10 protein-coding genes are annotated in these 13,657 nt (G+C 44.6%); 4 read left to right on the top strand and 6 right to left on the bottom strand.

Features of this window, described 5'->3' with window-relative positions; translation table 11 throughout:
• Positions 1 to 180: 180 nt before the first annotated feature.
• From MKY66_RS05115 to MKY66_RS05100, 4 genes are read right to left on the bottom strand one after another with little or no spacing between them, the layout of a single operon-like run.
• The gene (locus MKY66_RS05115) at positions 181 to 3,423 is read right to left on the bottom strand and encodes a hypothetical protein (RefSeq protein ID WP_076213429.1); all 3,243 of its coding nucleotides are present in this window, start codon (positions 3,421 to 3,423) and stop codon (positions 181 to 183) included.
• Between the two features lie 6 nt (positions 3,424 to 3,429).
• Positions 3,430 to 4,092 carry a hypothetical protein gene (locus MKY66_RS05110; protein WP_076213595.1) on the bottom strand — a complete coding sequence of 221 codons (663 nt, stop codon included), beginning with the start codon at positions 4,090 to 4,092 and terminating at the stop codon, positions 3,430 to 3,432.
• Positions 4,093 to 4,135: 43 nt separating this feature from the next.
• Positions 4,136 to 5,560 carry a hypothetical protein gene (locus MKY66_RS05105; RefSeq protein ID WP_076213426.1) on the bottom strand — a complete coding sequence of 475 codons (1,425 nt, stop codon included), beginning with the start codon at positions 5,558 to 5,560 and terminating at the stop codon, positions 4,136 to 4,138.
• On the bottom strand, positions 5,545 to 6,879 hold the full coding sequence (locus tag MKY66_RS05100) for a DUF2399 domain-containing protein (RefSeq protein ID WP_179088553.1): 1,335 nt from the start codon (positions 6,877 to 6,879) through the stop codon (positions 5,545 to 5,547). The genes MKY66_RS05105 and MKY66_RS05100 overlap by 16 nt, the downstream gene beginning before the upstream one ends.
• A 218-nt stretch (positions 6,880 to 7,097) precedes the next feature.
• Between MKY66_RS05100 and MKY66_RS05095 the strand changes: the two genes are divergently transcribed.
• Complete coding sequence (locus tag MKY66_RS05095; RefSeq protein ID WP_076213422.1) at positions 7,098 to 8,111, top strand: hypothetical protein; 1,014 nt, start codon at positions 7,098 to 7,100, stop codon at positions 8,109 to 8,111.
• A gap of 97 nt (positions 8,112 to 8,208) precedes the next feature.
• Here the strand turns inward: MKY66_RS05095 and MKY66_RS05090 are convergent, their stop codons facing one another.
• Positions 8,209 to 9,510, bottom strand: coding sequence for a galactokinase family protein (locus MKY66_RS05090; protein WP_076213419.1), 1,302 nt, complete (start codon positions 9,508 to 9,510; stop codon positions 8,209 to 8,211).
• 276 nt (positions 9,511 to 9,786) lie between these two features.
• Between MKY66_RS05090 and MKY66_RS05085 the strand changes: the two genes are divergently transcribed.
• Genes MKY66_RS05085 through MKY66_RS05075 form a run of 3 tightly spaced genes read left to right on the top strand, consistent with a single transcriptional unit; the run spans position 9,787 to position 12,792 of the window.
• Positions 9,787 to 11,043 carry an MFS transporter gene (locus tag MKY66_RS05085; RefSeq protein WP_076213417.1) on the top strand — a complete coding sequence of 419 codons (1,257 nt, stop codon included), beginning with the start codon at positions 9,787 to 9,789 and terminating at the stop codon, positions 11,041 to 11,043.
• A 59-nt stretch (positions 11,044 to 11,102) separates the two neighbouring features.
• Positions 11,103 to 12,029, top strand: coding sequence for a DUF2268 domain-containing protein (locus tag MKY66_RS05080; RefSeq protein ID WP_076213414.1), 927 nt, complete (start codon positions 11,103 to 11,105; stop codon positions 12,027 to 12,029).
• A complete protein-coding gene (locus tag MKY66_RS05075) occupies positions 12,004 to 12,792 on the top strand; it encodes a MerR family transcriptional regulator (protein WP_076213411.1) in 789 nt (262 codons plus the stop codon). The genes MKY66_RS05080 and MKY66_RS05075 overlap by 26 nt, the downstream gene beginning before the upstream one ends.
• Positions 12,793 to 13,165: 373 nt before the next feature.
• Here MKY66_RS05075 and MKY66_RS05070 read toward each other — a convergent pair whose 3' ends face one another.
• Positions 13,166 to 13,399 carry a hypothetical protein gene (locus tag MKY66_RS05070; RefSeq protein ID WP_143760351.1) on the bottom strand — a complete coding sequence of 78 codons (234 nt, stop codon included), beginning with the start codon at positions 13,397 to 13,399 and terminating at the stop codon, positions 13,166 to 13,168.
• Positions 13,400 to 13,657: the final 258 nt, after the last annotated feature.

Raw genomic sequence — 13,657 nt, 5'->3', positions numbered from 1 at the left:
TGAGATACAGCCGCTACTTAATTAACACGGTAAGGACCTTCAAAGTTTGGGGTTTTATTATAAATGAATACACCAAAATTCCGGGCAAGCCCGGAATCGACTATAGGTTTCTTATCATCATTTTGGTAATTATTCACGTACAAACTGCTCTGCACATTGAAATTTATTGTTTTCTTGCCTTTACACCTTTATACCTGCGACTCTACTTCGAGTAAGAATCGGATTATGGTGAACAACATACGCTTTTTTGAATCGATCCAGATAGGTATTCTCATGAGATTTGGGCGTCAGGATAATTAATTTCCGTGACAGTTCCCTATGATACAGATCGAAGACCTTCAGCTTGCGTTGTTCGTCCAATGCACTGTCGAACTCATCAAGCACGATGAAGCCTGGGCTTGTCTGCAAGTTACGCAACAACGCAAGTGCGAATAACAACGAACTCAGAGACTCTTCTCCACCCGATACCCCTTTTCCAACTCGTCCTCCGCGTGCCTTGAGACTCACATCTTCCATCGTTCCTCGATGTCCTTCCTTGCGTGCACGGATATACAGATGAAAGTGGGTTCTCCCTTTTTTGTCCGCATATTGCTCCCAGTTGATTTCGCCTTCGAACTGAAATAGCGTCATGTACGAACGAAATTGCTGTTGGATCTCAAGGACCCGCATCTGTATCGTTGTCTCTAGTTGATCCTTTAATTGAATGGTCCGCTCTTCATCTTGTTCAAATAACAGTTTGGTCCGCTTGTATTCATCCTGAAGTCGTTCAAATTCCTCTTTCACTACCCTGTAGTTTTCCGGTGCTGCTGGATCAATGTTGGCTTCATTACGGGCGTGATTATACTTCGTTTTCCCCGTTTCATAGCCCATTCGAATCTGGGAAAGGGACGGTATTGTACGAGATGACTGTTCTATATCCTGACCTTCATCCAATTGCAAAGTCTGCAGTTCCTCGAGAACCTGCTCCATTAGTAATGAAGAAACCCCTTTAAAATCCTCAATCTCCAAAATGATATTCACATGCTCCGCTTCTGCGGTAACAAACGACTCCCGACGATTCTCCATCTGTTTATTGATCCAATTCAGCTTATTCGTCTCGGATTCCAATTGGGCCTGCGTATCATGATCTTCACGCTTCAACCGCCGTAAGCGAGTGCTGATTGCATCCTGCTGGTCCTCATACTCCTTCATCTGAACTTGAATATCCCCAATCTGAGCCTTCAGATCAGCCAATCTGCGCTGGCTTACATTTAATTGTTCGTATTTTCCCTTCAGGTTACCGAGACGTACATAAAAGTCAGCTTCCAGTTGCAATACGCGAAGTTCTTCCTCCAATTGTACAAGTTGTTTTATGATACCGGACTCCAGCTTCTTCATTTCCCGGATGCTTTGTTGTTCTGCCGCCAGCAAGCTATTTTCCTCCATCAGCTTGTCTCTACGATGATTGCGTTCATGTACACGCGTCATGAATGCCTCTGCACGCTTCATCATAGGCAGTATAGAGTTTAGTTCCTGTAGTCTACTGGCCAGGCGTGTGATGACTCCATCTGTCCGTTCAACCTTCTCCATCAGAATTGTAATATTTTTCTCCAATTGCGCCCTTCGGAGCACAAGAGCCTGTTCACTCAAAATGTACCTTCGTTCCTCCTGCGGTCCTCGGATGCCCATGCTATCCAACAAAACACCTTCTTTAATTCTGGGCTCGAATTCATGGAAAAACTGTTCTACCCACCATAGGGCTTTCATTGCAAAAGGCAATAATTCCTCAGTCAAATCTGGCTTTACCTTCAAGTGAAGAGAAGGAATTCTCATCACTGATTTATCCGGAATCACGCTGTTCAATGGCACATGATACAGATCATTGGGGACACTGGCATATCGACCATCAAAAAACACGGCATATTTAATGGGTTCAAGTAATTCCTCGGATTGAAGCGAAGCTTCTTCATCCATCTCCACAAGATCTCGCAGCGGATAAGCCTGAACCCCGCGTTTATCGAAATAGCTCAAAGATTGACGCTGACGGCTGGACCAATCCCGGTTGGATGCAAGACGTTCCCTTTCATCCAGAAGCTCTTGTCGCTGATGCAGCAGATCACGTTTAAGATCCTTGTTCACATTCAGTTGCTCTTCCAGCACTGTCATCTCTTTCAGTACCTGATAACTTCCGGTATACCGCTGCAAATAATCACTGTGCTCCTGTTCAGCCTCTCGATCTCGTTCAGCTTCCGTTTCCAGTGACGCAATTGCCTTGATATGTTGGGTAACTCGATCATCAGCTGCGCTTAACATATTCTGTAACTGCTCATGCTCCAGACTACGCTTCTGCAACTGTTTACCGACCTGATCCAGCTGTAGCTGCACCTCGTTCTCTGTCCGGGTAATCCGTAGCTGCTCCTGTTGGATTGCTGCCAGATCAGATTCCAAACGCTGGATAACCTCCACCATTTGTGCCTGTTCAACATTTAACTCCTCTTGCCAGCTAGAACGTTGCTGCAGTTCAACCGTGAGAGCTTGCATCTGTTGCTCGCTGTCCGATTGCCTCAATTGAATTTGTGTTACTTGTAGCCTGATGCGAGCAAGCTGATCCTCCGAATTCTCCCGATCTAATTCAAGTTGTTCCAACTGGTCCTTGAGATCCTTTTCTTCACGCTTGTAGTAATCCTCCAGTTGAAGCAAGGAGGAAGCATATAATTTCCCACCTTCCAGAAGACGTTTCCGGTTATCCTCATATCGATCCAAACTGGACTTCTGTATATGCAACCACTGTTTTTTGTTACTCACATTGGTTTCAGCCTGAATCAGCGTTTGCCTTGTCTCCTGCAGTTGTTCCACACTTTCTTCCCAGTTTCGCTGCACTGCATCTATACCATGCATCTCAGCAAATATCCGAAATCTTTCCTCCGAATGCATAACCGCGAACTGATTAACCTCCTGCTGATACCAGATCAAATAGAATAAATCAGGGTCAATTTTATATTTGTATTCCAGATCTCTTTTATATGCCGTAAAATTATATTGCCGATCCCCTGAGCTATATCGTGTTTCGTGTAACCACTCTCCAGGACGATCCCCAGAATATACAACATACTCCCGCTTGATGGGCTGGCCTGATCCGGGCTCCTGCGAAATATATATCGCAAATTCAATCCATTCAGGAGCGTCGATCTTCATGTCCCCTTCGTTGCGAAATAACAACCGGATCTGTGCATTCCATGTATGATCGGGTAACAGATTCCGGGATTTCAACCCTTCCAGTTCTACTTTGGATGAATACAGGACCGCTCCCATGCAATACGTGATCGTCGATTTTCCAGCCCCATTAGGTCCAGTAATCAATATATGTTCCTGTTTGCCTGACAAATCCATAACCGTATTGTCATAGTCACGAATTCCGGCGAACCACATTTTATAAGGTATCATCTCTTGTTATTCCGCTCCTTGCTGTTGAAGATTATATCTTTTGAAAAATTTCATGACCTCTTCTTTATTCAACTGGTTGGATTGACTGAATTCGACGGTACGGCGCAAAAATGAATCGGAAAACATATGTACACCTATCGCCGTTAGTTGATACGCCTTTTCGGGTGAACGGGTATCATACTCTTCAATCGCACCAATTTTACGTAAAGGGTCCAGATTCATGAGCAATCGCTGGTTGGCCTTGGTCGTTTCATGTCCAAATGCATCCAGGAGTTGGTCAAACAGTGTATACTCATGCTGCAATACTTCCTGTTGATAGAACATGAACAATAATATCGCCAGACTTTCCTTGGAAAGTGTACTTCGGGCTGCTCTCGCTGGTACTCTCATCATGACGACAAGCTGATCCCGATCCTCATCATAGATCAATTGAAAATAACGGCTTACACCCTGATTCACTCGCTGTATAAACGAATAAAAGGCTTCCTCCTGACCTGTAATATTCAATTGCTTCTCAACCTCTCGGCGTGACAAGCCAAAGTTCCCTGCCCGAATCGTGGCAGACGAAGAAAACAACAGGTTCATAAACACCAGTTCTTCCTGCTCTGTAAGCATACCTTTGAGCGTCTGCATCACATGAAGAGCATTGAAATTGCTTGTGGTCTCCATTCCCTGCTCTTGGTTTACCTCTTCAGAGGAGATATTCGCGTGCTCATTCGTCATGCTGATTCTCCTTTCGCAGCTTACGGCTGGTTATCCTTTGATTTCGATCATCAGGCTCGATCCAGTCCCATAACTTGGCATACGGTGGACCTGATGCCACGGCATTGATCTGTTCCATATCCAGTGTTTTGTTACCGATCAGGGCAGTGATGGCAGTCAGCGCATTTATTGCGTCACCCCATTCAGATGATGTAGCTTCGATGATAACCTGTTCCACCGGTGCTTCTTCCACAGCAGCCATATATTGCTCGATTGCTTCTGTCTGGATCATGGATTTGGTCAATAACCACTCGGTATCTCCCATTAATTCACTTAGTTGCTCAAGAGATACTACTTCTTCTACAAACAGCAATTCAGCCGGATCGGACAGATCTATAGGTTCAGTAAGAGGTTCGTATGTCTCCAGGTATTGTACTGACTCACTCACAGCTGTGCCGGACAACGGCGAGGCAAATTTAACGGGGACCCATAAGCCGTCCATCGCTTCATCAGCATACTGGTTCTGTTCCATAAAACTAAGTAGCTGGTAAACATTAGGCGTGTCCGAATCCAACGGAGGATCATACATACTGACAATAAATTCACGAACTTTCTCGGGATGAATTGTAGACGACAACAGGGTTTGCTGCATGGTTGTGAATTTCAAGTATTTATTAATCATCCCTATACTCAAGTGAGTCCCTTCTGCTAATACGGCTGTTCCCTGCTGCATGAGATGACTTAAGACAAGACTGTCTTCCAGTGTCTGAAACTGATGAAGCCGCTCACTCAGCTTCTGCTCAAGTTCCCGCATAAGCTGATGTATAATTTCCAGTTGTGGCAGCGCATTGCGATCAGCCAGTAATTCCAACTCTCTTTCCTTCAGTAATTGAAGTGCATGTTCGACATTACGGATCATGCTTGCGATTTTATTCCCCCCGGATATACCGTGATCGTCATAAGCCTCACTATGCTCAGCATCCCGTCTCGCTTGAAAAAGAGATCTGCCGATGTCATCATGCATGTAATAGGCCAGAGAGTCATTCGCCAAGCGGATCAGGGCATCCATCATTCGTTTGCCCACATCTCTCATCTTGATCTGCCGAGTCTGCTTCGAAATCCAGTTATGCTTAACGAGCACACCTACGATCTGTTCTACTTTCTTGATCTCTGGTGGTTCAGCATCATGATATTTATTTCGATAACGATAATAGAGTGTGCTTGCGTTCTCAATGGGTTCATCCAGCCCCAGCGCAGCCTCATTGACTAACTGGATGATCCGTAAAAATCTCAAAATCTCAACCGGCGTCTGAAAAAAATTCTGAGACCCCAGATCACTCAGAACACCGGATAAGGAGGAAATATCCCGCATGGTCTGAAGAAGTTCGGGTGCTGACTCCTTATGCTGAAATATAGAGATTAAAGATTGATCCACTTAGTCCACTCCTCCCGCTTACCAAGTACCTGCTCCTGTTCTAACTGAGTAGTTGTCAGTAGTAAGTCCATATATGCTTTGAATAGAGACTGATCCTGATAAACCTGATGATCGTGGGCTATGAATTTCAACACAAGTTCTTGACCAGCCAAAGCAGCGCTCATCTCACCAGTAATTAGAAGTCCATCTGCATCATAATCACTCCACAGCATGGCTTGTTTAATTGAGCTATCTTCTTCCAGTAAACGTTGAATGAATGTCCTGTGCGAGCTGCGCATATGTCCATCCACACAGACGATGAGTGAATTGGTTTGCTCTACAAATCCCGGTTCAGCAGCCATTCGGGTAAGCACAGCCCGATTTTCCACCAGCCACAATGTTTCAGCGTTGGTTCTGTAATGCTCCTGGGCAATGGACAGATCCGTCAACGCGTGGACTGGTCCAGCTTTATAGGAAGACCACTGCCCCTCCAGGTGACCTGCAAAATACATGGGCGTTATTTTCCCAGGACTAATCATACCCAACCATTCAGCTGATGTGCCTGAGCTGTGCTCAAGCCATGACAGGAATTCCTCCCGATGCATATCAAATGCCTTAGAGCCTCCAATTCCGCCATAATAGCGGGAACCGATCTCCTTCCAGTCAAAGACAGTAGCAGATAACGCAATCTCTGTAATCGCATGTATGAAATGTAACCCCTTCATTCTCTTTTCAACATTCCAACGAGCAGGGAAGTGTTCGCTCTCCAGCAGTTTAGCAACGTTCCATTGAAGACTCTCATTCAGCAAAAGTACAGGCTTGGAGAGTTCTGTTGCCCTTCCGGTTGGATTGTCTTTGTATACTTCCGTCAGATTACCTACACGTAATTGATACTTCTCCAGTTCAGCCGATTGAACCTGTTGATTACATAACACCCGTCTCTCCATATCGTTAAAAAGACGATATCCCATCCGATAATGGGCACGCTCTACCGTCTTTCCATCCCGCTTCAATCGAATTTCCTTGATAATCCAGCCCTGTTGCATCAGATCAAAGGCTTCCGATTCATCCATGTCCACCCTCTTGCCCTGTGTCCATCCTTGCAGAATGGATGGAGGTTGTACATGCTCCAAGTAGCCAGTTTGGCCCCCATCATCTGTATTTTCTTCTTGAAAATCCAGAGCCAGAATAAGTGTACCAGTATGACGGAATGTCCGAGCAGTTTTGCGGATGATGTGAAGTTCATGAAGTGACGTTTCAACATCAGTTTCCGTCCGAGTTGGCGTTGTGCTCCTTATCTCCTCGCCCTTCTTTAATAGATAATTCGTTATGTAATTCAATATTGGCTCTGATCCCCTCATTACTCGCTCCATCCTCATGTACTAGATTATTCTCTATTGTATCAGCAATACGCTAGCCTGCATAAAACCTGATTTTGAATACAATGGGTTAACATCCTTGTCCGTTATCGTATCATGGCTGATTGATTTGGAATCGTGAATAAATATGGTAAAATCACTCTAATCAAGAATTGGTATGGAAGGAGTAATGATCATTAATGAAATTACTTATTGAAGAAGCACGTCCGCTGTACGAAGCAGCCAATCGTTTCAAACAGCAAGCAAGCTGGCAATGGCTGAGCAACTCCCATACTTTTGGTGTCCAGGACCCGGAATCCGGACAGATCGGCTACTGCACCGTGATGGGCAACGGAGGCGAGATGTATGGAATGGCTGTCTACCTGGGTACAGAAGGACTGAATACCTTGGCTAATCTGATGCAAGGGATCATAACGGAAGACCCTGTTTTCACCCAGCACTGCTTCCTGTTGTCCTTCGATAACCGGGACGAGCTTACTGCCGAAGAATACAAACAATTAAAGGCTTTAGGCTTCTCTTACCGCGGACGCAACGCCTGGCCTACCTTTCATCTGTATGAACCGGGATACGTGCCGGGACCTGTTCGGAAAGCCGAGGACCTTCGATTCTTCGCCACCTGTGTTGAGCAGGCCATTGAAGTCGCTTCAGCAGTACGGTCTGACCCGGATCAGCTCTTTCCTTCTGATCAGCGTCTGTTCCTCACACGTGTGCCAGAGCTTTCCTCTGACGGACAAGCATTGAATTGGAGCAGCCAGTGGCTTGAACCACAGCCTGTCGTTGTAAAGGAAACTGCGTCTATGTTTATTGACGAATTTCAACAAGCGCGTCTGCGCAAGCTGCCTTGCCCATCAGAATCATTCTGGGAATTCGGATTATCCTATCTGCCTACAGCGATTGGTGATAAGGAACGCCCCTATTTCCCACAGATTATCATCGTCACTGAGCCAGCCTCCGGCATGATTATCCACTCTGCCGTCGCAGAACAAAAACGCAGTATGCAGCAATGTGCAGAAGTATTGATTGATCTTCTGTTGCAGCGCGAATATAGGCCTTCCCGACTGATCTTGTCACGACCTGAATTGGCACAAGCCCTGTTGCCCTTGCTTACCTCCATCGACATTGAAGTGTACACTGCGGACCAGCTACCGATGGTAGAGGACGTTTTACAAGAAATGAGTCAGTTCTTGCATTAATCCTTGGTTGGGTATGACAAAAAGCGGTGATCTACCTTGACTTTAGTCCGGGAAGATCACCGCTTTTTGAGTACACGTAGATTTTTTGGCTACGCTCCTATTCGTTCACGCTAACCACCAATGCATTCAGACATACCGCACCCTGTGCACGCACATTAACAACAATAATCGGCGTTTCCAGCATGTCGTGCATCCAGGACATATACTCTTCTACTTTTTCGTTCGGAAGGATCGTCAGAATAACCCCTGCGAATCCACCACCATGAATACGACAAGCGCCATCACCCAGGTTTTGCAGATAATTCTCGGTCAGTGCCAACGCGATGCCAATCTCCTGCTCCTTCACAGCGCCACTCTGATATACATTCTGCAACCACTTCCATGACGAGTTACCGGACGCTGTAATCAGCTTCAGGAAATCAGCAAAACGTCCATCCCGCAACGCCTGAACCTGACCATCGACACGATTGTTTTCTTCCAGGAAATGAAGCGCACGCAGCACGGCACGATCCCCAGCCGCTTCACGAACCTTCTTGAGGTTGGCATAGATTGCGTCAGCTGTAATTTCCCGAACATACTCACTGCCCAGCGCCTGAGCAACCGCTCTCATCTCATATGGCACAGCAGCGTAATCTTCCGTCAGATCGGCGTGGTTACCGCCCGTATTTACAATGACCAATGAATAACCATTCTGTTGGAAATCCCACTGAACAGGCTCAATGACAGGCTGTGCAGGATTTTCAAAATCAATGGCAATCAGTCCGCCATACGCACAAGCCATCTGATCCAGCAGACCGGAAGGTTTGTTCCAATAGTGATTCTCCGCATACTGGCCGATTTTGGCCATGGTCACAACATCCAGTCCACCGTCATTATAGAAATGATTCAAAATCGTACAGATCAGCATCTCGAATGACGCCGAGGAACTAACTCCTGATGCCGAGAACACATTACTTGAGAGGTACGCTTGGAAGCCGCCTATTTTATATCCAAATTCTCCAAATCCCGCAGCCATACCGCGAATCAATGCTGTTGTGCCATCGTCTTCCGTATTTGGCGTGAGATCTGTGAGATCGATTACATATTTCTTGTCGTAGCCTTCCGAATAAAAAGTAATAACCGACTCCGCAGTTGGTGCAGCCACGGCAAGTGTATCCAGTGTAATGCTGCCCGCCAGCACTTTACCATGGTTATGATCCGTGTGATTGCCGCCAATCTCGCTGCGTCCTGCCGCGCTGAACAACTTGCTTCCCTCTTGCGTGCCAAAGTACTCTTCGAACGTTGCGTTCAGCTTCGTGTAACGTGCAGTCTGTTCCCCTACTTGTGATTGTCCATACATTTGGGCAAGCAATGCTTGGCCCTCCGTGGATTGGATCAGATTCAATGGTTGTGTTGTCATTCATAATCCTCCTATGGATATGCAGCTTTTATTTTTAGACTGTTGGTGAACATGGTTGTCGCATCTGTTTCATACCTTATTCCTCTCCCATTATCTCAGCTTCGTAGCGGAAAAGGTAGGGTAGAATTGAAAGTTTGTAAGCGTTTTGTGAAGTTATTTGTTGTAAAAACAGGATTGAAAACCATTTTACAATAACTTAAATTTGTATAGAGTAAAAACACATTATTTTCCAACCTCAATGTTGCTATGCTTTACATCTTATTCGTGGAGGAAACTATGAAGATTAAATCGAACTATACCAAGTTATTTGGTGCATTTTCGCTTACATTTTTGGGTGATGGACTTACACTTGCTGCGGTTCCTTGGCTCATATCAACACTTACGAGCGATACGCTGTATGCCTCCATCACCATGACGGCACTTCGTTTACCCTGGCTGCTATTCAGTCTGCCCGTGGGTGTTCTCATCGACCGATACTCACGCAAACATATGCTGATTGGGGCAGGCTTTACGCGAATGATGCTTCTGCTTGCTCAGACGTTATGTATCTGGGGAGGATGGGTGAGTATTCCGATTCTCGCTTTATTCATGTTTGGTATTGGCCTTAGCCGAGTCGTATTCGACAGTACGGTGCAGACGATCATCCCTCAACTTGTAGATGAGAGTAAATTAGAAAAAGCGAATGGGCAGTTCACCGCCGGACAGTTAATTACCAGTGACATTCTGGGCGTTGCTCTGGGAGGGTTCATTATCACCCTGCATATTGTTTTTCCTTTTGCCATAGACGCCGTAACGGCTGTTATTGCTCTGTTTTTTTTAATCAGTTTGAAGGGAAACTTCTATCCAGGGGATACGGAAACATCCAAGAAGGAAGTTCGCCCAATGAAGAATTGGAAACGTGAGATGTGGTCCGGTATTCGATATGTCTATCATGATCGTTTTCTCCGCGGATTAGCTATTCTATCTGTCACCATTACGCTGATGTATTCGATTATCCTGGCTACTCAGATCTTTTTTGTACGAGATGTGCTTCAGTTGGATGCTTTTGCATTTGGTATTCTCATCTCCATTGCAACCATCGGCAGCATTGTAGGGAGCCAGGCTGTTGCATATATGCGTAAGAAATGGAGTACAAAACAATTAATTATCTCCTCCATTCTGTGCATGGGAATGATCTACGGTGTGGTGGGCCTAACTACAAATGCGTATATGGTAGGCGGCCTGTACTTCTGTGCTGCATTTTTCATTATTGTGTACAATGTTACCCGTTCCTCCATCCTGCAACGTTCCGTTCCTAATGAGCTACTTGGTAGGGTCGGAAGTGTGTTTCGCTTTTTATCCTTTGGCATCAGTGCCATTGGTACGCTTCTCGGCGGATTATTGGTGCGGGTTAGTGAGACGACTTTTGACCGCATATTCTCGCTGCAACTCCCTTACCTCTTGTTAAGCCTGATCTATATCCTGTCTGCTCTGATATTCGCACTGAAGATGAAGAATCATTCAGAGAGCCAGCAGCGTAACATCAACGCTTGACTGTAACGTTAGGTCATACTTGATAATGATCTCAAGCTTACATGAAGGAGAGATTAAGGATGAAAATTACCGCGTTACGTTCAGATCAAATCTATGAGGAGATCATCCAGGCTGCACCTGATGAGAAATTGGAGTTATACCGCGAGCTTATGATGAGTCCATTCATGAACAAATGGAACATTCAACAGATCCCGTTTCGATCTCAAGAGCCTCACGGCTTCGACGTGATTATGATGAATAATTTTATGAATATCGCTCCCGCAGATATCACACCTGAGATTAACAAATCGTTAGCAGCGATTTCGTCTGAGGCATTTTGGCAACAGTGTCATGAAGCTGTCCGTAGGAGTCTATCTACCTTTACAGATCACGGGATTGAGCTATCGGTCTCCGAATATCTATATACGATTTTATTAGGCGATAAAAACAGTCCATCATTGACCATGAACGAAGGCATCAGCGGAGATGGTGGAATCCCGGGTTATATTATTGCGAACCTGATCCCCAATAGGTATACTCTACCTCGTATGCAATCCGTGTTAGCCCATGAATGCAATCACAACATAAGGTATCAATATATCCAGTGGAATCCACAGATTACGCTTGGCGAGATGGTTGTTAGCGAGGGGTTGGCAGAGAGCTTTGCGACATCCCTGTATGGAGAAGATTTGCTAGGCCCCTGGGTAGCCAAAACGGATATGGAGACTTTGAATAAAGTAATCAAACCGAAGATGAAAGACAAGCTGCATGTCACCGGTTTTGACCAGATCAATCCGTATCTATACGGCGATGAACTTGCCCTATTGCAAAATTTCACGCCCGTAGGTATGCCCTATGCGGCTGGTTATGCCTGCGGTTATCACTTAATTCAATATTATCTGAACAAAACAGGTACACCGATTACCGAAGCAACCATCACTCCGGCAAGTGTCATCCTTGCTGAAACAAAGGAATTTTGGAATGAAGACACCCTATTTCACCGTTAAAGACATCATTCAGATTACAGGCATCACCAAACGCGCATTACATTATTACGATAAAACGGATCTATTAAAACCGAGCAAAGTCGAGGACAATGGCTATCGGTATTATGATCAAGAGGCACTCGGGAATCTGCAAATGATTCTGTTGCTCAAAGAAATGAATTTCTCACTGAAAGACATTGCAGCCATGATGCAGCTTTCCAAAGACGAACAAAAAGATATCCTAAGAGAGCATCGCAGTACACTGGTTCAACGCAAACAAAAGCTCGAAACCATCATCGACCAGTTGGACGAGTATGTGGATGGAACGGATATCTCTCATCTTAATCTGTTTGACGATTCTCCCATTCTGTCCATTCAAGAACAATATGAATCCGAGGCGAAGTTCATCTACGGAGATACCGAGAAATACCAGGAATTCGAAGCGAATGTGAGCCAGCTGTCTGCGGAAGAGCAAGAACAAGCCTACCAGCAGTTCTCGGTCAACATGGAGCAGGTATTTCGGGAGTTGGCGAAACATCAGGATCTGTCCCCTGCTTCTGGTGAGGTGCAATCGTTAGTGCGTGAATGGAAGAGTTGTCTGGAGCAGTTTATGAGCTGTGATGCTGAGATTCTGAGGTGTATTGCAGAAGCCTATACGACAGATCGTCGCTATGCGGGTTATTTTGATCAGTTTGGCAATGAGGGATTTTTGAGGTTTTTGTATCAAGCGATTATGGTCAATGTGGAGGTTGGGGTCATTTCAGCTGTGAAAGATGTTAGGTAACCTCCGAAAGAACGCACTGAAAAAACACGGAACAATGGTAATATCAATTAAACGCCCATTATGTAAATGATCAATCTAATAAACCCATGGCTAGAGCACCTTAGCCATGGGTTTGATGATGGATATTTTAATTTCTAGAAATGTTTTTATCTGAACTCACCGGCTAAATCAACTCCGTCAAATGTAGCCTTTGGATAATAATAAACAAACATAGGTAGGCCTGTGAATGAATCAGACTTATTTAAGGTAAGGAAATCCACTTTGCCAGACGATGTCTGGCTTACTGTATTGTTATAGATTTTACCTATTGCTCCAGTTTCAAAATTTACAATACCTACACAATCAATTTTAACTTCTGCTCGGATGTTTCTTTTTATGCCAGCTGTGTCCCATCGTCCATATAGAAATTCCAACTATTTTTACCGAATCCGTTATCGTATTCTACATAACCAGTTAAAGCTAATGTTTTATTGTTACCTGTGAAAAATTTCTTTGAGACAGAAAAGACTGATACGTCCCCTTTATTTTGAATATATGTTATATTATTGTTTAAAGCTGAGTTTTCTTTTAAATATTGTGTATCTTCGTCAGAAAATGGTTCGTTCACTTCATACTTATCTAGTATATTTTGTATTGACCTCTTAAAAATTATTATGAAAGGGGTTTCGACAATGCACATTGTGTGGAATAATATACTTATTCTCGTTGTTAGCCTTCTTATCTTAGCTGGACTAGTTTCTGGCACAATCTACTTTTTAATAAAAAATAGGTCTAAATAGTTCACCTCCTTATGACGATACAACTTCCATATATTACTCAATAAATTATAACAAAACCCTCTTTTAAAATTAATAATATCTTATCT

It is taken from the genome of Paenibacillus sp. FSL R5-0766, assembly GCF_037971845.1.
Lineage (GTDB): Bacteria > Bacillota > Bacilli > Paenibacillales > Paenibacillaceae > Paenibacillus.
Note: the sequence above shows the minus strand (reverse complement) of the source record. Positions and strands in the feature narration are given on the sequence as shown.